This window comes from Roseomonas sp. TF40 (assembly GCF_057219975.1).
Window position 1 is genome coordinate 1,314,220 of the sequence record NZ_JBXVVR010000001.1, and the last position, 21,873, is coordinate 1,336,092.

At 66.5% G+C, this 21,873-nt stretch carries 15 protein-coding genes; 10 read left to right on the forward strand and 5 right to left on the reverse strand.

Features of this window, described 5'->3' with window-relative positions:
- The first annotated feature begins 65 nt into the window (after positions 1-65).
- From AC2D9U_RS05715 to AC2D9U_RS05725, 3 genes are all read left to right on the forward strand, one after another.
- The gene (locus AC2D9U_RS05715; protein WP_484747200.1) at positions 66-764 is read left to right on the forward strand and encodes an SbcC/MukB-like Walker B domain-containing protein; all 699 of its coding nucleotides are present in this window, start codon (positions 66-68) and stop codon (positions 762-764) included.
- Positions 765-875: 111 nt separating this feature from the next.
- A complete protein-coding gene (locus AC2D9U_RS05720; protein WP_484747202.1) occupies positions 876-1,253 on the forward strand; it encodes an antitoxin Xre/MbcA/ParS toxin-binding domain-containing protein in 378 nt (125 codons plus the stop codon).
- On the forward strand, positions 1,250-1,774 hold the full coding sequence (locus AC2D9U_RS05725; RefSeq protein WP_484747204.1) for an RES family NAD+ phosphorylase: 525 nt from the start codon (positions 1,250-1,252) through the stop codon (positions 1,772-1,774). Before AC2D9U_RS05720 ends, AC2D9U_RS05725 begins: the two co-directional genes overlap by 4 nt.
- Before the next feature lie 934 nt (positions 1,775-2,708).
- Here the strand turns inward: AC2D9U_RS05725 and AC2D9U_RS05730 are convergent.
- The 4 genes from AC2D9U_RS05730 to AC2D9U_RS05745 all read right to left on the reverse strand — a co-directional run bounded on the left by AC2D9U_RS05730 (position 2,709) and on the right by AC2D9U_RS05745 (position 5,663).
- Positions 2,709-3,011: a hypothetical protein gene (locus tag AC2D9U_RS05730; protein WP_484747205.1), complete on the reverse strand. Its 303-nt coding sequence runs from the start codon at positions 3,009-3,011 to the stop codon at positions 2,709-2,711.
- A gap of 156 nt (positions 3,012-3,167) precedes the next feature.
- Positions 3,168-3,458, reverse strand: a complete 291-nt coding sequence (locus tag AC2D9U_RS05735; RefSeq protein ID WP_484747206.1) for a hypothetical protein — start codon at positions 3,456-3,458, stop codon at positions 3,168-3,170.
- Between the two features lie 396 nt (positions 3,459-3,854).
- Entirely contained in the window at positions 3,855-4,715 is an 861-nt protein-coding gene (locus tag AC2D9U_RS05740; RefSeq protein WP_484747208.1) for a hypothetical protein, read from the reverse strand.
- Positions 4,716-4,826: 111 nt separating this feature from the next.
- On the reverse strand, positions 4,827-5,663 hold the full coding sequence (locus tag AC2D9U_RS05745) for a BrxR family helix-turn-helix transcriptional regulator (protein ID WP_484747209.1): 837 nt from the start codon (positions 5,661-5,663) through the stop codon (positions 4,827-4,829).
- Positions 5,664-5,745: 82 nt separating this feature from the next.
- On the opposite strand from AC2D9U_RS05745, the gene AC2D9U_RS05750 reads away from it, so the two are divergent.
- From AC2D9U_RS05750 to AC2D9U_RS05780, 7 genes are all read left to right on the forward strand, one after another.
- Positions 5,746-6,150, forward strand: coding sequence for a hypothetical protein (locus tag AC2D9U_RS05750; protein WP_484747210.1), 405 nt, complete (start codon positions 5,746-5,748; stop codon positions 6,148-6,150).
- A gap of 54 nt (positions 6,151-6,204) precedes the next feature.
- The gene (locus AC2D9U_RS05755) at positions 6,205-6,810 is read left to right on the forward strand and encodes a hypothetical protein (protein WP_484747211.1); all 606 of its coding nucleotides are present in this window, start codon (positions 6,205-6,207) and stop codon (positions 6,808-6,810) included.
- A gap of 114 nt (positions 6,811-6,924) precedes the next feature.
- The gene (locus tag AC2D9U_RS05760; protein ID WP_484747212.1) at positions 6,925-8,463 is read left to right on the forward strand and encodes a type I restriction-modification system subunit M; all 1,539 of its coding nucleotides are present in this window, start codon (positions 6,925-6,927) and stop codon (positions 8,461-8,463) included.
- Positions 8,460-9,644, forward strand: coding sequence for a restriction endonuclease subunit S (locus tag AC2D9U_RS05765; RefSeq protein ID WP_484747214.1), 1,185 nt, complete (start codon positions 8,460-8,462; stop codon positions 9,642-9,644). Before AC2D9U_RS05760 ends, AC2D9U_RS05765 begins: the two co-directional genes overlap by 4 nt.
- 11 nt (positions 9,645-9,655) lie before the next feature.
- Entirely contained in the window at positions 9,656-13,015 is a 3,360-nt protein-coding gene (locus tag AC2D9U_RS05770; protein ID WP_484747215.1) for a DEAD/DEAH box helicase family protein, read from the forward strand.
- A 2-nt stretch (positions 13,016-13,017) separates the two neighbouring features.
- Positions 13,018-13,884 (forward strand): HAD family hydrolase, encoded by an 867-nt coding sequence (locus AC2D9U_RS05775; protein ID WP_484747340.1) that lies wholly within the window; start codon positions 13,018-13,020, stop codon positions 13,882-13,884.
- An 11-nt stretch (positions 13,885-13,895) separates the two neighbouring features.
- The gene (locus tag AC2D9U_RS05780; RefSeq protein ID WP_484747216.1) at positions 13,896-14,330 is read left to right on the forward strand and encodes an ASCH domain-containing protein; all 435 of its coding nucleotides are present in this window, start codon (positions 13,896-13,898) and stop codon (positions 14,328-14,330) included.
- An 898-nt stretch (positions 14,331-15,228) separates the two neighbouring features.
- Here AC2D9U_RS05780 and AC2D9U_RS05785 read toward each other — a convergent pair.
- Complete coding sequence (locus tag AC2D9U_RS05785) at positions 15,229-21,852, reverse strand: hypothetical protein (RefSeq protein ID WP_484747341.1); 6,624 nt, start codon at positions 21,850-21,852, stop codon at positions 15,229-15,231.
- Positions 21,853-21,873 lie beyond the last annotated feature (21 nt).

A 21,873-nucleotide genomic window follows, 5' to 3' on the forward strand; every position in this document is an offset into this window, starting at 1 on the left:
TCGCCATCGCGCACGCCACCCAAAAGCGCACCGCCGCCGAGGCGGAGGGCCTGCTGCCGCCCGATGTGCCGGCTCTGGAGGCCACCGAGACTACGACGGTCGCCGCCGCCAGCGAAGCGTTGAGCCGGCAGGGCGAGGCGCGAGAGCGAGCCTCGCAGGCGGCAGGGCTGTTGGAGCGGATCAGGGCGGCAGACGAGGCTTTCACGCAGACACGCGAGCGGCACGCGCTGGTCGGCCATCTGTCCCGCCAGACGCGCGGCATGAACGCACGCCGCCTCTCCTTCGAAGGCTTTGTGCTCGCCAGCCTGCTCGATGAGGCCCTGGCCGCCGCGAACGCCCATTTGTCGCGCATGCTGGACGGGCGGTATCGGCTCGCGCGCCGGGAAGACCCCAACCGCGCCAACGCGGCGGTCGGCCTGGACATCGAGGTCTTCGATGAATGGACCGGCCAGCCCCGCCCCTCCGGCACCCTCTCCGGCGGCGAGGGCTTTTGCGCCGCGCTGGCCCTGGCCCTGGGTCTCGCGGAGACGGTGCAGGCCCATGCCGGTGCCCGGCCCGTTGACGCACTGCTGATCGACGAGGGCTTCGGCAGCCTTGATGAGGACGCGCTCGACAAGGCCATGGAGGTGCTTGCCAACCTCCAGGGCGGCTCACGGCTCGTGGGGATCATCAGTCACGTAGGCGATCTTAAGGCGCGAATCCCAGCGCGCCTTGAAGTAACGCCAGGGCTGCGCGGCAGCACCGCCCGCTTCGTGGTCGGTTGAGTCGTTGAGGCTGGGTTGCCGCGTCGTCACCGAATGAGACTTGGTGGGCTTGTGTTGCGTCGTCCGCCGCCCAATATGCCCCTTGTTGGGTGCAATTTCAGGGGCAACTCCATGTCAGCCGTATCCGGCACCTCCGACTTCATCACCGACGTGCTCGGTGGCGACGGCATGGTCCTCACCGACCGACTCTCCGACAGGCTGAGGGTCACCCGACTGCAACTCGCGGCCGCAGCCGGCCTTTCTCGCGATGCCGTAACCAAGACCGCGCGGCTCTCCTCGCCCGCAACGCAGGCTCGACTGCGCGACGTCATTGAGATCATCAACCGCATACGGCCCTGGACTGGCTCGGTCGAGGCAGCCCTCGCCTGGTATCGCTCGCAGCCGATTCCTGCCTTCGGCGACCAGACCGCCGAAGATCTGGTGAAGACCGGCCGGGCCGAGGCGGTGAAGCAGCATCTCTCCCGGCTGGCCGCCGGCGGGTATGCGTGAAGGCCTGGAAAGGGCTCGTCTATCGCGCGCACCATCCAGGCTGGGCCTGGTTGCCCGACAGCGGGGAAGGCGCCCGGATGCATGGCGGGCGCTTCAACCGCCCCGGCGTGGCGGCGCTCTACACTTCGCAACGCCCGGAAACCGCCTGGCTTGAGGCGCAGGCCGGCTTCGCATTCAAGGCGCAGCCGATGACCCTGTGCGCCTATCGCGTGGATTGCGCCAACGTTGTCGACCTGACTGACGCCGAGGTGCTGGCGGCGCACGGCATCGTCAGGGAGACGCTGGGAGCGCCCTGGGCCGACCTAGTCGATCAAGGTGAGGAAGTGCCGACATGGACGATCGCTGACCGCCTGCGGTCTGCTGGTGCCGCTGCAGTGATCGTGCCGAGCTTTGCCGTCGGAGCGATCCCGGCACGCGACGTGAACGTCGTTTTCTGGCGATGGGGAGATCAGCCGCCGCACCAGGTGCAGGTTGTCGATGACCTTAGGCGCCTGCCGCGAGATGGAAGCTCCTGGAGCTGAGTTCGCGACGCACAAAAAAAGTGGTTCCCAACCAGGGTCGCAATCGTCTATTATTTGAGTTGGATATAGCGGCGGCCGAAGCAGGTGCATCGCACCGACCCACCCGGTCCCGCCAATCCAAAATGAGGTCCGATGTAGCGACGACTGGGGCAGGTGCATGGCGCCGACCCACCCAGTCGATCAACTGAGGATCGCCCCTCCACCCCCGGCTGTGCTGGTCGGTTTCGACGGTAGCGGCACAGTAGCTAACCCGCCTGCTATGGGATCTCATCAAAGGCGGAACCCCGGTCCTGATTGATTCGAGGGGGATGAGCGCGAAGGGCAGTAGTCGCGTAAGTTGGAATCAGGGTGCCAGGCAAGCCCGCCATGGCATCGCCCAAAACGAGGCGCTTCGGCGTTCTTGGTAGGGTGCAGGACCATCCCGGCCTTTTTGGCGGGGATGGTCGTCCTGTGCCCAACCGAGTTTCATTCAGGCAGAGAGAAGAAGTGACCGAGATAAAGTCAGGGCCTGCGGCAACCAACTTCAAGGCCCTTGCCGAAGCGATGGAGCGTGCTGGCGGCCCCAACGCTCCATCCAGCACCGCTGCTGAGCGGCAAGCACATCGACTAAAGGTTGAGGATGACGCCAGGGCCTGGAAAGAGGCCCATAGAGCGGCGAAATTTGACGCTGTTCGTGCTGACCTCGTGAAACACGCGGAGCGAGAGGCCCTCATCAACGCTGGCATGCCATACGTGGATGATTGAACAGGGGGCGTTCGTCAGCAGTCCAAGATCCACTCGACCTTAGCGCAGCTCGCCTCGCCCTCCCCACCGGCCAGCCCGCCCACATCATCTCGACCCTGGATTTCGAGGTGGTTGCCCGCGGTTCCTCAGCGCCGATCGCTCGCTCGACCGGATGTAGAGGCCACTGGGCCCATCAAGCAAATACCCAACCTCAGATCTCATTGATTCGCCTAGGTCGAGGCGGGCGTGGCCACCTAGCCGCCACGGTGTGTCGCACCGCCTTTGTGGGCGACCGGCAAGCGTAGTTACTGCCAGGGGTTCTCTCCCAGATTCGCTGATACCGGGCGAGTTGCGTCGGCATCTGCGCTTCCCATTCGGCGCCGCGCAGGAAGGCCATCGGCAGTTCAAGCTGGCGGACCTTCTCGGCCCAGTCGGGCGTGCCGATCACCTTCAGGATCGCGTCCTCCAGCCGCTTGGCGATCTCGTCGGGGAGGCCGCGCGGCGCCCCGATCATTCGCTGGACGCGTGAGGCGTTGGCTGCGGCACGACCCCTATGGTCGCAGCAACCCAGGAACAGCTGAAGTTCAGCGCGGACCTTCCCTCCGATTTGTTGCAGATGACCCGCCTGTTCCGTGGATGGCCGATGCTGATTTCGGAATGCCTATTCTGGTCACCAGCCGCTGCTGACGTGGCCCCGGGAATGGCGGTAGAGGCTATCAGGCGGCGACTCATCGAGGTGGAGGCGTCTGGAGCGGCCGTCGAGGAGTGGGATACCCTCACCCGCGTCGTGTAGCGCCTCGTCAGCGGGCGCTGGCGTGCCGCCCACCGCGATTGGCGGCGACCAGGCGAAGCTAAGCCGCCAGTCGCCTTCCCGGCGCATCAGCGTGGCCATCACCGTGACGCCACGCACGAAGGCAATCGCCGCATGGCCCGCCACCGGCGGCCGGCCGGTATCCGCCACCAAGATGTCGCCGGCCTGGCGATGAGGCCGGCGCAGATCCAGGAACGCGGCGAGGTCGATGACCTCTTACAACGCGTCCCCGGCCGGCGAAACAAACCCCGTAGTTCGGGCGCCATCATGTGCGGTTACTTCGTCCGGGACCCGCCCGCCATGTGTCCCTCAATGGGCAGACTGAGAACATCGAAGGAACGCAACACCGGGCGCCAGCCTCCCGTGGTGACCGCCCGACCTGATCGAGGACTGACATGCCCGCCATGTGGTCATGCCTCACAATCGCCCCGGGGCGCCCCTGAAGGCCATTGCCGCTGAATTATTGGCGGCAGCCAGTCAAGCTATCATTCACCGTCCCAGCGCCCCTCGCAGCGCCATCTGGGCCACCCCTAATCAGGCCGGGTCTCAGACCTCATCAATTCGCCGGCGGACTGGCGCCCTCGCCGCCAAATCAGCCGGGTGAAGCTCTACGCCGATGCTGGTCAAAGCGAGGCTGAGAAGCTGCTTCGGGGTCATACCTTTCGCCTTAGCCACTCGGGCAATCGCCATGAGACTTGCCTCGCGATACCGCTGGGACAGCACGCTGCTCGCATCGGGGTCGTGTAGGGGCGGCAGAGGGGGCTGAGGGGCTTCCAGCGCTGCCGGGGCATCTGCGCCCCCAGAACTGCTCCCGGCAGTCTCACGCCCCTCCCCAGCGCTTTCGCCGGCGAGCGGCACCACATCGGGCGTTGTGGCTGCGGTCGCAGGAGATGCATCATTCAGGCCCGGCCTGTCGGTGGTCTTGCGCCGCTTCGCGCTGGCCTCGATGTCGCGGTCGAGCGCTGCCCACTTCGCCGCCTCGCTCGCCGCCAGATCCTTGAAGGCCTGCTCATGGCGTTCATCGAAGGCGGGCACACCACCAGGGAACACTTGGCGGGCGTTCCCGACGAGCTCGCGCTCGGCATCCGTCAGCGCCATGCCGACCGAGCCCTCGAGAACCTTCAGCAGGTTCGGCTCGTATTCGGCCAGCCACATGTTCACTAGGCCGACTGGGTCGACACCGACGGCCTCCGCCAGCGCGGGAACCCTGTCCAGCGGCACGCGGCTCATGCCCAGCTTGAACATGGAGATGATGTTCGGGCGGTCATAGCCCATCTCCCGGGCGATCACGTTCTGCTGCTTGCCCGACTTCATGATCAGCCGATCGATGTGGCGGGTGAACCTCGACCGGTTCGGACTTTCCAATGCGGCGCGCTTAATGGGGACCACGAGTTTTCCTTCAATCATCTTGTCTGCCGAGCCAATACTCGATTATCGAGCTCGATCTCGTCAGTAATGATTGTAGGAATAAAGCTACCTACATCAACGACCTAACAGACATTGTCCTAATACAATCGATTACTGCACATCGAACCGCGCCGTCACCTCCGCCAGCACGCTCTCCACCTCCCCCCGGTTCGCAAGCTCAACCAGCCCATCCTCGTGATCCAGGCGCTGGCGCCGGAGAAACAGAAACAGCAGCGCCGCCCTCACCTGCAGCAGCGCCTCGCCCCCTTCCATCCCGTAATCGGCCTCGATCACCCGCCGCTGCCCCGCGCTGAGGCGCGCCGCCGGGCGAAGGCGAACCTCCACCAGCCTTTCCCAATCGATGTCGGGCGGCACCTCGCCTCCGGGTCGCTCACCCTCCAGCGCCACCATGCGGGGGAAGAGCATGTCCTCATGCCGCCCGGCATCATGGTTCCAGGCGCGCAGGTGCCAGCGGGTGCCGTCACTGCCGAAGGCGCGGGGTGAGATCCAGCGCCAGCTCGGCTCGGGTTGGTCCATCGGCTGATAGAGCACGCGCAAGGCCAGCCCCGCCCGCCGAGCCGCCACCACGCTGCGCAGCAGCCACGGATCCACCCGCCGTTCCGGGCGGGGGATGACACCCACCGGCATGGCGTGCGCGGCTTCTCCATCCAGCAGCCACGCCTCGGCGCTGGGCGGTCCGAAGAGCGGCGCGAAGCCCTCGGTCGCCAGATAGGTCTTGGCTCGCGTGTCGTAGCGCAGATTGCCCGGCGCCCGGGCCTGGTAGTCGCGCAGATCATTCGTCGCCTGCGGCACCGAGATCCCGAAACGGCGGATCAGCTCAGCCCGGTTCACCCGCCCCTCCCAGAAGGCCGCGCTGTCGATCGCGCGCAGCCGCGCCTCCTGGCTCCAGCGCAGATCCGTCGGGGGCGAGGTCGGGGTCTCGTGCATATACGCATAAAAACTATGTTGACGCCCTGAACGCAATACGCATAAAAAATACGCACATTGTCCCCCTCCTCGGAGCACCGCCTTGGCCCAGCCCCATCGCCGCCTGCTCCCCTTCCCCAGCACCAGGATCGCCATGCCCGCTTCGCTGACCGACAGCCGCATCGTGGCCCTGGCGCGCGCCGCCTGCGCCCGGCAGCGGCGCCTGCGGCTGATCCTCCTGCGGGGCTATTGGCGTGGCGCGGATCTCCACCGCATCGCCGCCGCGGCCGTGCAGCTTGGCCTCGACGGCGGCGAGATCACCCCCGCCGACGCCACCGCCACCCAGGCGCTGTTCGCACAGCGCCTCGCCATCCTGCTCGCCGAGGCTCCCTTGCTGGCCGAAGGCGTCAACAGCCTCGCCGAGCATCTCGGCGGCCGTGCTCCCGCGCGGACGGACCGCCTGCAGTTGCTTCCGCCTCCTGCGGAGGACGCGCCCCCCGAGACCTGACCGCGCCGCCCACTGCCCCCCTAACCCCGCCCCACCCCCACCAAGGAACCCCTCATGCTGCCGAAACTGCAACGCCTGGCCGCCCTGCTGCTGCTCGCCTTAGGGCTGCCCGCCTGTGCCACCATCACCTCCGGCACCTCGCAATCCGTCTCCATCATGACCGAGCCCGCCGGCGCCGCCTGCACGCTCACGCGCGACGGCGCGGTGGTCGGCATCGTCAACCCCACCCCGGGCACCGTCACGATCAGCAAATCCAGCCGCGACGTCGCCGTGCGCTGCACGCGCCCCGGCCACTCCGCCGGCGTCGGCGTCGCCTCGCCGCAGATCCAGGGCATGACGGCGGGCAACATCCTGCTCGGCGGCTTCATCGGCATCGCCATCGATGCGGCCTCGGGCGCCATCTCCCGCTACCCGGACAGCATCATCGTCGCCCTGCCGCCCGAGACCTTCGTCAGCGACGCCCTACGCCAGGCTTTCTTCGATGAGCGGATCAGCGACACCCGCCGGCGATTCGATGAACGCGCCGCCGCCATCAGCGGCGCCTGCACGGCCGAAGCGCGGGAGAGCTGCAATGCCCGCCTCGCCGCGCTCGACCGCGAGCGGGATGAGGAACTTGCCCGCCTGAACCGATTGCGCCAGGAAGCGCGCATCGGCGGCTGACGGCGCGGGGCCGGAACGATCACCCCTGGCCAAGCGCCCTTCGCTGCCGCACCATCCCTGGCCCTACCCCCGGGCGGGCACCTACACCCCGCCCGGCACAGCACAGGAACCACCATGCTCACCGGTGAACTTCGCAGCCAGATCGACGGCATCTGGAACGCCTTCTGGTCCGGCGGCATCGCCAACCCGCTCGAGGTCATCGAGCAGATCACCTACCTCATGTTCATCCGCCGCCTCGACGAATTGGAGGAGCTGGAGGAACGCAAATCCAGCCGCACCGGCCGCCCCATGGCGCGCCGCCTCTTCCCCGAGGGCAAGGATCCGCGCGGCCGCCCCCATGCCGAGCTGCGTTGGAAGAACTTCCGCAACCTCGCCCCTTCCGAGATGTTCACCGTGGTGGGGGAGCATGTCTTCCCCTTCCTGCGCACGCTCGGCGGCGATGGCTCGACCTATGCACACCACATGAAGGATGCGCGCTTCACTATCCCCACCCCGGCGCTGCTCGCCCGCGTCGTGGACATGCTGGGCGAGCTGAAGATGGACGATGCCGACACCAAGGGCGACATCTACGAATACATGCTCGGCAAGATCGCCTCCGCCGGCCAGAACGGGCAGTTCCGCACCCCGCGCCACATCATCCGCCTGATGGTGGAAATGACCGCCCCCACCCCGCGCGACGTGATCGTGGACCCGGCGAGCGGCACCTGCGGCTTCCTCGTCGCCGCCGGCGCCTATGTGCAGCAGCACCATGAGGCCGCGCTGTTCGACCCCGCGACGCGCGCGCATTTCGACCACGGGATGTTCCACGGCTTCGATTTCGACAGCACCATGCTGCGCATCGGCTCCATGAACATGCTGCTGCATGGCGTGGAGAACCCCGATGTGCGTTACCGCGACAGCCTGGCCCAGGACCATGCCGAGGATGCGGAACGCTATACGCTGGTGCTGGCCAACCCGCCCTTCGCCGGCTCGCTCGATGCCGAGAGCGTGGCGAAGGACCTGACCGCCATCGTCAAGACCAAGAAGACCGAGCTGCTGTTCCTGGCCCTGTTTCTGCGCCTGCTGAAGCCCGGCGGGCGCGCGGCGGTGATCGTGCCGGATGGCGTGCTGTTCGGCAGCAGCAAGGCGCATAAGGAGCTGCGCCGGATGCTGGTGGAGGACCACAAGCTGGATGGCGTGCTGAGCCTGCCCTCGGGCGTCTTCCGCCCCTATGCGGGTGTGTCCACCGCCATCCTCTTCTTCACCCGCACCGACAGCGGCGGGACCGAGGGCGTGTGGTTCTACGACATGCAGGCCGATGGTTTCTCCCTCGATGACAAGCGCACGCCCTTGCTGCCGGAGGAGAAGCAGGGCGCGGTGCCTTCGGTGCCGCTGACCGAGGCCGAGCACGCGAAGAACAATCTGCCCGACGCGCTGGCGCGCTGGCTGGCCCGCGACGGCGCCGAGCGTGACCGCCCCCGCACCGCGCAGAGTTTTTGGGTGCCCAAGGCGGAGATCGTTGCGGCGGGCTGGGACCTCTCGCTGAACCGCTACAAGGAGGTGGTGCGGGAGGAGGTGGCGCATCGGACGCCGCGGGAGATTTTAGCCGAACTGCGGCGGCTGGAGGAGGAGATCAGCGCGGGGATGGAGCGGCTGGAGGGGATGCTGTCGTGAGTGCGTGGCAGCAAGTTCGCCTGGCCGACATTTGCGAGGTGAACATCGGTCGAACTCCGACACGTGACCGCCGCGACTATTGGACCGGTGAATATCCCTGGGCAACCATTGCCGACATGAAGCAAGGAAGGGTGATCCTCGAAACCTCAGAAAGGATCACCGAAAAGGCAGTTCGGGAATGCAATTGCCGCCCAGTGGCGCCCGGAACAGTTCTGCTCAGCTTCAAGCTGAGTATTGGTAAGGTTGCTGTTGCAGGAGTTCCGCTGTTCACCAACGAAGCCATCGCTGCACTCCCTGTGCGGGATGGTGGACGTGTCCACCCTGCCTACTTGGCCTGGGCTATACGATCCTTAGACCTAACGAGTGGCCTTGATAGGGCAGCGAAAGGACTTACCCTCAACAAGGCGAAGCTTGCAGAAATCCCGGTGCCGCTGCCACCGCTGCCTGAGCAGCGCCGCATCGCCGCCATCCTCGATGAGGCCGACGCGCTGCGGGCGAAGCGGCGGGCGGCGCTGGCGCAACTCGACGAGATGGCGCTCGCGTTGTTCATGAATATGTTCGTCTATGGCGAACCCGAAGCCAGAGCGTGGCCGCAGGTGGAGATCGGCTCGCTCGCTCTTTCGATGCGGACTGGCCCATTTGGCAGCCAACTGCTGCACTCCGAATTCGTGGAAAGCGGCATCGCAGTCCTCGGCATCGACAATGCGGTCACCAACACTTTCGCCTGGGATCAGCGCCGTTTCATCACAGAGAAGAAGTATCGCGAGTTGTCTCGGTTCAAGGTGAACCCGCGCGACATTATCGTGACCATCATGGGCACCTGCGGCCGTGCTGCCATTGTGCCGAGCGACATTCCACTCGCGATTACCACGAAACACCTCTGCAGCATCACGCTGGATCAAGAACGCTGCTTGCCCGAATATCTGCACGCGGCGTTCCTTATGCACCCCGGGGTGCTCCGGCAGCTTGGTGTGAATGCGCGTGGGGCCGTAATGCCTGGCTTGAACATGGGCCTGATCAGGGGCACCGTCCTGCCGCTTCCACCGATTAGCGTTCAGCGCGAATTCGCCAATCGCCGCGCAGAGATTGAAGCCGTGCAGAGGACGGCTCTCGACTCCATGGCGACGCTCGACTCCCTTTTCGCCTCCCTCCAACACCGCGCCTTCCGCGGCGAGCTCTGACGGGCCAAGCGATGCAGCAATTCGGCTTCCTCAAACCCGAGTGGCCGGACCTCCATGACGCCGCCACGCGCGCCGAAGCCCTGGCGCGCAGCGATCCCCGCGCCTGCCTCTTCTACGCGCGCCGCACCCTCGAACTCATGGTCGAGTGGCTCTACAAGGCCGATGCGCGGCTGACCCCGCCCTATGACCAGAGCCTCGGCGCGCTGATCCATGAGCCGAGCTTTCGCACCACCGTCGGCGACGCCATCTTCTTCAAGGCGCGGCTGGTCAAGGACCAGGGCAACACCGCCGTCCACAAGCCCGGCCCCATCAGCCCTGCCACCGCCGCCAGCACGCTCGGCGAGCTGTTTCACCTGGCCTTCTGGCTGGTCCGCACCTATGCCGCCGGCCCGAAGCCGGCCGACAGCCTCACCTTCCAGCCCGACCAACTGCCGCCGCCCGTCGCCTCCCTGGTCAAGCTCAGCCTGAAGAAGCTGCGCGACCTGGGTGAGGAACTGCGCGCGAAGGATGAACAGCTACGCCAGGCGCAGGCCAACAACGCCGCGCTCGACGCCACCATCGCCAAGCTGCGCGCCGAGGTCGCCGCCGCCCTCGCCGCCAACGCCCAGCGCCCCGACACGCACGACTACAACGAAGCCGCGACGCGCGACGCCTTCATCGATGCCTATCTGCGCGAAGCCGGCTGGGACCCCGCCGCGCCGGGCGTGACGGAGGTGCCGGTCACCGGCATGCCCAACGCCACCGGCACGGGCTTCTGCGACTACGTGCTCTGGGGCGCCGACGGCAAGCCGCTCGCCGTGCTGGAGGCCAAGCGCAGCCGGCATGACGTGCTGAAGGGCCAGCAGCAGGCGAAGCTCTACGCCGATTGCCTGGAGCAGATGCACGGCCAGCGCCCCGTCATCTTCTGCTCCAACGGTTATGAACACGTCCTCTGGGACGACACGCGCTACCCCCCGCGTGAGGTGCAGGGCTTCTATCGGCGGGAGGAGCTGGAGCTGCTGATCCAGCGCCGCACCAGCCGCAAACCGCTCGGCGAAGCGGTGATCAACGGCAGCATCGTGGAGCGCCACTACCAGACCCGCGCCATCCGCCGCATCGGCCAGCATTTCGAGGATCACCACCAGCGCAAGGCCCTGGTGGTGATGGCGACGGGGGCGGGCAAGACGCGCACCGTGATCGCGCTGGTCGATCTGCTGATGCGCTGCAACTGGGCGAAGCGCGTGCTGTTTCTCGCGGATCGCCTGGCGCTGGTGAAGCAGGCGGCCAACGCCTTCAAGACGCACCTGCCGGACTCGGCGCCGGTGAATCTGGTGACGGACAAGACTGCGCAGGGCCGCGTCTATGTCTCGACCTACCCCACGATGATGTCGCTGATCGAGGAGCGGGACGGTGAGAACCGCCGCTTCGGCCCCGGGCATTTCGACCTGGTGATCGTGGACGAGGCGCATCGCTCGATCTACCGCAAATACGGCGCGATCTTCGCCTGGTTCGACAGCCTGCTGGTCGGCCTGACCGCGACGCCGAAGGAGGAGATCGACCGCAACACCTATGCGCTGTTCGACCTCGACACCGGCGTGCCGACGGATGCCTACACGCTGGAAGAAGCGGTGGCGGACAAGTTCCTGGTGCCGCCGCGCGCCATCTCCGTGCCGCTCCGCTTCGCCCGCCAGGGCATCACCTATGACGAGCTGCCGGACACCGAGAAGGACGCCTGGGACGAGGCCGAATGGGGCGACAACCCGCCCGACCGGGTGGAGGCCGAGGCGGTCAACACCTGGCTGTTCAACGAGGACACGGTGGACAAGGTGCTGGAGCACCTGATGACTCACGGCCAGAAGGTTGAGGGTGGGGACCGGCTCGGCAAGACCATCATCTTCGCGAAGAACAGCGCGCATGCGGCCTTCATCGTGGAACGCTTCGATGCGGCCTATCCGAAGCAGGCCGGGCATTTCGCGCGGGTGATCGACTACAAGCAGGATTACGCCCAGTCGCTGATCGACAGCTTCTCCATGCCCGACAAGGCGCCGCACATCGCCGTCAGCGTGGACATGCTCGACACCGGCATCGACGTGCCGGAGGTGGTGAATCTGGTGTTCTTCAAGCTGGTGCGGTCCAAGACGAAGTTCTGGCAGATGATTGGCCGCGGCACCCGCCTGCGCCCGGACCTGTTCGGACCCGGGCAGGACAAGACGTTCTTCACCGTCTTCGACTTCTGCCAGAACCTGGAATTCTTCAACCAGGATGTGCCGGTGCTCGACGGCGCGGTGGGGGAAAGCCTCGCCACGCGGCTGTTCCGCGCCCGGCTGGAGGTGATCGCCGGGCTCGATTCCCGCGCGGCGCAGGCGGTGCCGGGCGAGGCTGATCTGCGCCGGGAGGTTGCCACCCGCCTGCAGACGGAAGTCGCGGCGATGAACATCGACAACTTCATCATCCGCCCGCACCGCAAGCTGGTGGAGACCTATGCGAAGCCTGAAGCCTGGGAGGTGCTGGACCAGGCGGCGCGCACCAGCCTCGCCACCCACATCGCCGGCCTGCCCGCGCAGCTCGACCCCGAGAAGGTGGAGGCGAAGCAGTTCGACCTGCTAATGCTCAACCTGCAGCTCTGCGTGCTGACGGCGCAGCCAGGCTTCGAGGCGCGCAAGCAATCCGTGATGGACATCGCGGCCGCGCTGGGCGAGCAGAACAACGTGCCCGCCATCGCCGCCGAGATGGCGCTGATCCTCGACATCCAGACCGACGCCTGGTGGGAGGATGTTACCCTGCCGGAGCTGGAAAGGGCCCGGAAGAAGCTGCGCGGACTGGTGCACCTCATCGAGAAGCGCAAGCGCAAGATCCTCTACACCGACTTCGAGGACACGATCGGCGAAGGCACCGAGATCGTCTTCGAGCGGCTGGTCTCCGCCGATGAATTCGCACGCTTCCGCGAGAAGGCGCGGCACTTCCTCAAGGCGCATGAAAGCCACGTCGCCGTGGTGAAGCTGCGCACCAACCGCGCCCTGACGCCCACCGACCTCACCGAGCTGGAACGCATGCTGCTGGAGGCTGGGACGCCCGCTGAGGTCACCAAGGCACGGGAGGAGGCCGCAGGGCTCGGATTGTTCGTGAGGGGCCTGGTGGGGCTCGACAGGGCCGCTGCGCAGGAAGCCTTCGCCAGCTTCCTCGCCGGCAAGACCTTCACGGCGAACCAGATCGAGTTCGTGCAGATGGTGATCGAGAACCTGACCAAGGCGGGCGTGGTGGATATCGGGCGGCTGTATGAGGCGCCCTACACCAAGTTCAGCGCCAAGGGCGTGGAGGGCATCTTCAAGGAGGCCGAGGTGGTGCAGTTGATCGCGGTGCTGGAAGACGTGCGACAGAGGGCGGTGGCGTGACGATGGAGACGCCCCATCCCCTCACTGTCGCGATCGCCTACGATTTCGATGGCACGCTCGTTCCGGGGAACATGCAGGAGCACAACTTTCTTCCCGAGCTGGGCATCGACAAAGGCGAGTTCTGGAAGCGATCCAACGCGCTGGCGGTAAAGCAGCAGGGCGACAAGATCCTGACCTACATGCACAGGATGTTGGAGGAAGCCAGGGCTCACGAAATGCCCATGCGGAAAGAGGATTGGGTTCGTCACGGCAGTGCCATCCGATTTTTCCCTGGCGTTGAGAGTTGGTTCGATAGAATCAACGCTGCGGGCCGAGAGCGCGGCATCGTGGTGCAGCACTTCATCATCTCATCCGGGCTCCGTGAGATGATCGAAGGCTCGGCGATCCGGCACCACTTCACGGATGTGTTTGCTTCAGCCTTCCTCTACGACGCGTCAGGGGTTGCCGTGGGCGCGGCACTGGCGGTCAACTACACAACGAAGACCCAGTTCCTTTTTCGGATCAACAAGGGCGTGCATGACGTGACCGACGAAGAGTCGGTCAACGCCTTCGTGCGCCATGCCGAGCGTCCGGTTCCATTCCCCAACATGATCTTCATCGGCGATGGCGATACAGACATCCCTTGCTTTCGGTTGGTGAAGGAGCAGGGCGGCCACTCGATCGCGGTGCTCGATCCGGCTCGCGACGACAAGAAGGATCCGGTGAAGCAGCTGCTCGAAAATGGGCGAGTGCATTGCGTGGTTCCGGCCGATTACTCGCCCGGCATGGATCTCGAGCGGCGGGTGCTGGCGGTGCTGGATCTTCTCAGGGCGCGTGCGATTGTGACGTCGCCCTCTTCGAGCGCACTCTCGCCAAAGCCGGATTCGTGATAGTTGAGGGAATGAAGCACAAAATCCATGACTACTGCGCTCGTGCCCTCCTGATTGGTGAGCCCTGGGTTGACAAGATTCTAACCGGTCAAAAGACTTGGGAGATGCGCAAAAGGCCGACGCGTATACGCGGAACGGTGGGGCTGATCCGCATCGGAAGTGGCCTTGTCGTCGGCACAGCAGATCTCGTCGACTGCATCGATCGCCTCACTGATGATACGTTTGCGGCGAGCGTAGAACGGCACTGTATAGAAGCTGGCGACCACGCGCCCAGAATCTCCGAGGGTTACCGCTGGCCGTGGGTGCTGACGAATGCGCGGCCGCTTTCACGTCCAGTGCCCTATGGACACAAGAGCCAGCAGATGTGGGTTACCCTGAGTGATGACGTCGCTGCGTCGATCAGCGCACAGGGGCATTTTCTCAGAAGCACTTCCGTCAGAAGTTGAAAGCAGACATTCGCAGGGCCGAGTTCATGGATACCGGATGACGTGAAAACTGCAAATTTATCATGGGAAACAACAGGATATGCCGCCTTCACGCACATCGGACCACATCTGGGGCGAAAGGCGGGATGGAGATGAGACGCGGATTGTGTTCCCTCTGCACCACCTCAACATCGGCTCGATGCACCAGCCGGATCACTCCTTACCCATAATATCCGTTTTGTGATCGGATTGGATACACGGACCCTTCTCGTGAGGCATGCGGTGACCACGCGACGCCATCGCCATCATGTCGGTAGAGCCAAGGTCTGACTCGTATCGGCGATGCCGGCCACATCCATGAACCCGGCATGCGCGGTGTAGGTCGCTGCTTCTACTCCCTTCTCGCCGACACGTGGCGCCGGCGCCGTCAGTGCCCCCCTATCTCGATGCTGAGCCTCGTGATCACCTCTGCCTCTCGCCAGGGCGAGCACCGAACCGTCGCCAACCATCCTTGGTCAGGAACGGCGACGTGTCCGTGTATGAACCTTAGGGCGCTCCATGATCGAAGTCCTAGCGCGGATGTCGCCGTGCCATCCCCTTGCCGCCATGTCCTGGGTGTCAGTTGGGCTGATCCTTGGAGAGCGCGCAAGCGGCCGAACGGTGAAAGTTGAACGGCACTTGACTTCAGCTGCCCGCATTATTTTAGCTTTTTCTGTCGTTGTTGCCGACTGTCTCGACAGGATCGGAAAGGGCGCCTCAGCAACTCCAACATTCATACGCGTGGGCCTCAGCCCAACATGAGCAAAAGCGGCGTGGCAAAGCCCCCGAAGGTCTACCGGAACGAAAGACGATCGCGCCTGCGCCTGGGTTCATCCGCGTTTTCTACTACGCAAGTGGACCTAACCTCCTCGTGAATGCTTCACAGCAGGAACCAGTTCGCCGCCACGGGTCCGGCCGGGCTGACCAGCAATGTGAGATCCGCGGCACCATCGCCATTCACATCGCCCTCGATGCGGCGGTTCGCCCCCAGGTCGGTCCAGCGCAGTTGCCCGGCCACGCCCCCGAAGGCGGCGGTGCCGATGAAGGCGAAGGCGTCGTCCTCCGCGGTCGCGGCAATGGCGTCGATCATCGTGAGGTCGATGCGTTCCCGCAGTGAACGATCCAGGTCTGCGATGGTCACGCTGGCCCCCAGCGCGTTCTGCTCCAGCACGAAGCGATCCGTGCCGGCGCCACCGAGCAGCACATCCGCCCCACCACCGCCGCGCAGCACGTCGTTGCCGCCCAGGCCGGAGAGCGTATCGGCACCGAGCCCGCCGGTGATCCGGTTGCTCGCCGCATTGCCGGTGCCGGCGAAGGCGCCGCTGCCGATGAAGGTCAGCACCTCGATCTGTGCCGCCAGCGTGAGCGCGGCGAGGCTGGTCAGCACCGTATCCGTGCCGCCGCCGCTGCGCTCGACCACGACATCGCCGACCTGCTCGACAAGGTAGGTGTCGCTGCCCGTGCCGCCGGACATGGTGTCGTTGCCCGCCCCCCCCTCCAGCGTGTCATTGCCCGCACCGCCCGCCAGCATGTCCTGGCCGCCGCCGCCCTGCAGGCGGTTCGCCTGCGCGTCGCCCAGCAGCACATCGGCGAAGCCACTGCCGATCAGCGCCTCGATACCCGCGATCTCGAGACCGCCCAGCGCCACGCCACCCTCGAGATCGACGAAGACCGGCCCTGTGGCCGTGGCAAGACTCAGCGTGTCGAAGCCCTCACCACCCTCGATCGTGTCGGCGCCGGCGGAGAGCAGGAAGGTCTCATCCCCCGCGCTGCCGCGCAGCCAATCGTCGAGGGCGGAGCCGCGCACGGCCTCGATGCCCGACAGCGCGTCGAAGCCGCCCGTGCCATCCATCGCCTCGCCAAGCTCGAGATCCACCACCACGCCGGCCCCCGCCGCCGCGTAGTCGGCAAGGTCGAAGCCCGCGCCGCCATCCAGCGTGTCGTCGCCCGCGCCACCTTCGAGCGTATCTGCGCCCGCGTGGCCCTGCAGCAGATCCTCCCCTGCCAGTCCGCGCAGCAGGTCATCGCCGCCCAGGCCGGCCAGCGTATCGGCGCCCGCGCCGCCGAGCAGCGTGTCGGCGCCGGGCGTGCCCGCAGGGCGGATCAGGGAGTCGCGCGCCACGGTGCCATCCGCAAAGCGGAAGGCCTCCACCCCGGTCACGAGGTCCACGCCATCGGCCTGGCTGCCGCGCGCATGGGTCAGGCGGAACTCCGCGCCGGCGATGGTCACGATGTCGTAGTCGGCGCGATTGCCCGTGAAGATCGCCAGGTCCGCGCCGTCGCCGCCTTCGAGGCTGTCATTACCCGCGCCACCGTTGAGGGTATCCGCGCCCGCCTGGCCGCGCAGCGTGTCCTGGCCATCGAGGCCCGACAGCGCATTGGCATTGCCATTGCCCGTGAGGATGTTCGCCGCCTGGTTGCCCGTGCCGTCGATCGCCGCAGTGCCGTCCAGGATCAGCCGCTCCACCTGCGGCGCAAGGGTGTAGCTGCGGGTGGCGCGCACCGTGTCGGCCGTGCCCTGATTGGCAAGCTCGATCACGACATCTCCCGGATCATCGACGAAGTAGATGTCGTTGTCCGGCCCACCCGCCATGCTGTCGGCCCCGGCGCCGCCCAGCAGCGTATCGTTGCCCGCCTCGCCAAGCAGCGTGTCGGCGCCGCCGAGGCCGGAGAGGGAATCGGCGCCGCCGCGTCCCTCGATCACCTCATCGGCGGCGCTGCCGGGCAGGGTGTTGGGGTTGTCGTCGCCGACGATGCGCGGCGGGCCGAACAAGGTCGATGTCGCAACCGGCCCGTCGGCGAAGGACAGTGTCTCGACATCGAAGACGCGGTCGGTGCCATCGCTCATGCTGCCGCGCGCATGGATGAGCTGGAGGCCGCCGGGGATGGTGGTGATGTCGTAGTCGGCGCGGTTGCCGACGAAAACGGCGATGTCGGCGTCCGCGCCGCCGTTGAGCAGGTCGTTGCCTTCCGCGCCATCGAGCGTATCCGCCCCGGCCTCGCCGCGCAGCGTCTCCGCACCGATGAAGCCGCGCAGCCAATCGGCGCCGGCACCGCCCGCCATCGTGTCGTTGCCGGCCGAGCCGTAGAGCGTGTCGGCCCCCGCGCCGCCCTGGATCGAGGCGGCCTCGAAATCACCATAGCGCCAGACGAAGACACCCGTGGTGGCCGTGGAGAGATCGGCGATGAGCAGGTCGAAGCCATCGCCGCCATCGATGGAATCCGCGTCCGAGAAAGAGAAGATCTGGTCTTCGCCCGCCCCGCCACGCAGGGTGGAGGCGCCGGCACCGCCGAACAGGATGTCGTCACCGGCGCCACCCAGCAGGCTGTCATTGCCGCCCAGGCCGCGGATCGTGTCGTTGCCGCCCAGGCCATCCAGCGTATCGGCGCCGGGCGTGCCGAGCAGGCTGTCCGCCCCGTCGCCCGCCTGGAGGGGCAGGCTGCCCAGCCCGGCGACATCCCGCGCGCCATCGGTGAAGACGAAATGCTCCACGCTGCGCAGCGTGTCGGTGCCGTCGGGGGGCGTGAAGACGGTGTTCGGAGCGATATGGACCGAGTTCGGCGCGGTGCGCGTGTCACGCACCACCAGCGCGCCGTCGGCGAGGCGGGAGATGACATAGTCGGCGCGCGCACCGGTGAAGGTGATGTGGTCGATGCCGTCGCCGCCATCGATCACGTCATCGCCGCGCCAGGCGCGAATGGTGTCCGCGCCGGCCCCGGCGGTGATGGTATCGGCCATCCAGGTGCCGGCTAGGCTATCGGCCTCGGCAGTGCCGGCGATCAGCGCCGGATCGGCGCCGGCAAGGATCGGCAGCAGGCGGTAGATGGCGTAAGCGCCGTTCTCGAGGTTGCCGCCAGAGAAGGTGACCTCCAGGATTCGCCCGCGCGTGCCGGCGGGCAGGTCGAAGCGGTTGATCGAGAATTCCCTCAGCGCCAGCTCCCCCTGCACGGGGCCGAGGCTGCCGGTGATCGGCGGCCCGATGCTGGTCAGGCTCTCCGGCGTGTCGCCGATACGCAGGCTGATCTGCGTGACGCCATGCGTGTGCTCCAGCATCATGATCCGGTCGAAGACCACGGGCGCGGAGTATGTGAAGGTGGTGACCGCCTTCGTCGGATCCGGCGTGTAGGGCACCGCGGTCGCGTTGCCGTTGCGCCCGAAATGCGGAAAGCCCGCCAGGACCTGGATATCGGCGCCGAGATTGACCAGCCAGGCCGGTCCGAGCGTGCTTTCCGCAACCTCGGGCGGGAAGCTGACCGACCATGTGTTGGTCACCACGTTGTTGCCGCCCAGATCGCCGCCCACCGGCACGCTGATCGATTGCAGCACGCCCTGCGCGGCGGCCAGGACCTCCGCCTCGCTGCGCGTGCCGTCGCTGAAGCGGAAACTCTCCACGCCGCGCACCGTATCCGCGCCGTCGCTGGCGCGGGTGCCATAGCCGGTGATGATCAGGGCGCCCTCCGGCCCGCGCGTGACGCCGTATTCCGCCAGCGCGCCGGTGAAGACGGCGAGGTCGCGCGTGCCCTCCCCGCCCTCGAGGAGGTCGTTGCCCGCGCCGCCCTCCAGCCGGTCATTGCCCTCCGCCCCCTGGAGCGTATCGGCCCCGCCCGCGCCGCGCAGCAGATCGGCGTCGAGTCCGCCATGGAGCAGATTGTCGGTGCCGGTGCCGGTCAGCGTATCGGCACCGCCATAGCCGTAGAGTGGCCAGGCGCCCGCGGTCAGCGCTTCGGCCGTATCGGTGTTGATCGGCAGGCTCGCCAGCCCATCGGCCACGACCTCCACCGAGACCAGGGCATCGAGGAACTGGAAGAACTCGACGCCGACGACATTGTCCGTGCCATCGGGCGCGCCCGGCCGCCGATCCTCCAGCCGCGTCGCGAAATTGGCGCCCGTATCGGTGATGCGATAGTCGCGCCGCATGCCGGAGAGGCGCCAGACATCCGCACCGTCGCCGCCATTGGCGCTGTCGTTGCCGGCTCCGCCGATCAGCGTATCGTTGCCGGCAAGACCGCTGATGGTGTCGGCGCCGCCGAGGCCATCGATGGAATCGCCGTTGCCGGTGCCCATCAGCGTGTCGGCGTTGTTGGTGGCGGACATGGCGGGCTCTCCTGTCAACCAGGCAGCGGCGATGATCGTGTCGGCGAAGGCGAAGCGTTCCACCCGTAGCACCGTATCGGTGCCGTCCGGGCCGGTGAGGCGAAATCCCTCGGCGATGGCGGTGACCAGGTAGGCGCCGAAGGTGCCGCTAAAGACGGCGGTGTCCTCACCGGCACCGCCATCGAGTCGATCATCGCCCAGGCCGCCGGTGAGAGTATCCGCCCCCGCCTCACCGCTGAGCGTATCGGCCCCGCCGCCGCCATCGAGCCAATCATCGCCGCCGGCGCCCGCCACCTCATCCGTCGCCAGGCCGCCCAGGAGCGTATCCGCGCCCTCTCCAAAGGCGAGTTGTGTCAGTTCATGGCCGCTGACCGTCGTGGCGAGGCCCTCGGCGAGGTAGACATTCACCGCCGTGCGCAGATCCGCCAGCACGCTGAGGCTGGCGTCCCTGAAATCCGCGAGGATGGTGTCGCTGCCATTGCCGCCGGCAAGGCTGTCCGCCCCGAGGCTGAGGATCAGGAGGTCGTTGCCTTCGCCGCCGTCGAGCAGATCGTTGTCGGCGCCACCATCCAACGTGTCGGCGCCGGCCTGGCCACGCAGCGTGTCATTGCCCGCTTCACCAAGCAGCGAATCATTGTCATTGCCGCCCAGCAGGCTGTCATGCCCGCCGCCGCCGGCCAGCGTATCGCTGCCCCCTCCACCATCGAGGGTCTGCGCGGCGTCGTTGAGGACGATGTTGTCCGGTCCATCGGTAGCGGGCGGCGGAGCCTCGCGCGCCAGCTCGTAGGTGATGTTCAGGAAGCGCGCGAACTGGATGCGCACCAGTGTGTCGGTGCCCTCGAACTGGCCGCTACCCCTGTCTTCAATGCGGAAGGCACCGTCGCCGAGGTTGGTGATGCGATAGTCCGCGCGCACGCCACGATAGAACGCGGTGTTGAACCCCGAGCCACCATCGAGCGTGTCGTTGTCGCCGCCACCCTGCAGCGTGTCGTCACCGCCCAGACCATTGAGCTCATTGGCGCTAGCGCTGCCAGTGATGTGGTTGGCGAGGTCGTTGCCGGTCCCATTGCCAGTGTTGAGCAGCACCAGATCCTCGAAGCCGGTGCCCAGCACCCAACTGCCGTTGGCCTGGACCATATCGGCGCCGCCGGCGTCACGCAGCTGGTCCTGGCCAAAGACAACGTTTCGGAACAGATCGTTGCCCAGGCCACCATCGAGCGTGTCGGCACCGCCTCGTCCATCCAGAGTGTCCTGGCCGTCGCCGCCGAGGATGCTGTCGGCCGCGTTCGATCCCTCGATAAGGTCATCGCCTTCACCGCCATCGACCATGGCCGACAGGGCGGTTCGCGCATCGATCGTATCCTGGCCGGCACCACCGAAGAACGTGTCCACGCCTTCGATCACACCGAGGGAACTCGACAGGCTGTCGTCGCCATCGCCGCCGTGGATCAGGTCCGATTGCGCGCCACCTTCGAGCACATCATTCCCGGCATCGCCGTATAGCGTGTCCTCGCCATCGCCGCCGCTGACTGTATCGGCATCGACACCACCCTGGATCAGGTCATTGCCGGCGCCACCGAGCAAGGAATCGCCGCCACTGCCGCCGGCCAGGAGATCATCGCCATCGACGCCGAGAAGCGTGTCGCTGTCGTCACCGCCCAGGAGATGGTCGGCGCCTGCGCCACCTTCGAGATGGTCGCGCCCAGCTTCGCCGAGGAGCGTGTCGGCGCCGCCGCGACCGAACAGGCGGTCATTGCCCAGACCGCCGTTAAGGGAGTCGGCCAAGCCACCCCCGCCGAGCGTGTCGGCGCCCAGGCCGCCCTCGATGGTTGCGGCACCGAGGAAGGCCGCACGGCCCGATCCCGCCTCGGGGGTGGCGGTATCGGCAAGGTCCGCGCCACTGCCCAAGGCGAGATCGAGGCTGGAGAATCCGCCGAAGAGCACCTCGCCGATGCGCGTGTAGGCGATGCCCGGCAAGGCAGCGCCCAGGTAGAGAACACCTCCGCCCAGTTCGCTCCTAAGGATTAGCCCCGCCGTCTCTGCCCGGAAATCCAGGCGCACCACACCCGGGCCATCCTGGAAGAAGGCGCGGCCATTCGTCACGAGATGCGTGGCGCTGCCCTGCAGCGTATCGGCGCCAAGACCGAAGCCGCCGGTGACCGTATCGGCCCCCGCACTGCCCACCACGCTGTCGTCGCCGACCCCACCCTCGATCAGGTCGGCACCACTGCCACCGGTGAGGGTATCGTTGCCTTCCTCGCCAAAGAGGCTCGCGCCAAGGGCGCCGGGCGCGGTATCGCCCGAGGAGAGGACATCATTGCCGGTGCCGCCATGGAGAGTGTCACGACCACCACCGCCATGCAGCGAATCATGGCCTTCGCCACCCAGCAAAAGATCGGAATCGGCCAAGCCGTTGACCGCATCATTGCC

What these genes read in the sequence shown, in the direction of transcription:
- AC2D9U_RS05760 (WP_484747212.1), top strand. Translation starts at nt 6,925, where the DNA reads ATGCTCACCGGTGAACTTCGCAGCCAGATCGACGGCATCTGGAACGCC.
- AC2D9U_RS05755 (WP_484747211.1), top strand. Translation starts at nt 6,205, where the DNA reads ATGCTGCCGAAACTGCAACGCCTGGCCGCCCTGCTGCTGCTCGCCTTA.
- AC2D9U_RS05770 (WP_484747215.1), top strand. Translation starts at nt 9,656, where the DNA reads ATGCAGCAATTCGGCTTCCTCAAACCCGAGTGGCCGGACCTCCATGAC.
- AC2D9U_RS05740 (WP_484747208.1), bottom strand. Translation starts at nt 4,715, where the DNA reads ATGATTGAAGGAAAACTCGTGGTCCCCATTAAGCGCGCCGCATTGGAA.
- AC2D9U_RS05730 (WP_484747205.1), bottom strand. Translation starts at nt 3,011, where the DNA reads ATGATCGGGGCGCCGCGCGGCCTCCCCGACGAGATCGCCAAGCGGCTG.
- AC2D9U_RS05745 (WP_484747209.1), bottom strand. Translation starts at nt 5,663, where the DNA reads ATGCACGAGACCCCGACCTCGCCCCCGACGGATCTGCGCTGGAGCCAG.
- AC2D9U_RS05720 (WP_484747202.1), top strand. Translation starts at nt 876, where the DNA reads ATGTCAGCCGTATCCGGCACCTCCGACTTCATCACCGACGTGCTCGGT.
- AC2D9U_RS05775 (WP_484747340.1), top strand. Translation starts at nt 13,018, where the DNA reads ATGGAGACGCCCCATCCCCTCACTGTCGCGATCGCCTACGATTTCGAT.
- AC2D9U_RS05780 (WP_484747216.1), top strand. Translation starts at nt 13,896, where the DNA reads ATGAAGCACAAAATCCATGACTACTGCGCTCGTGCCCTCCTGATTGGT.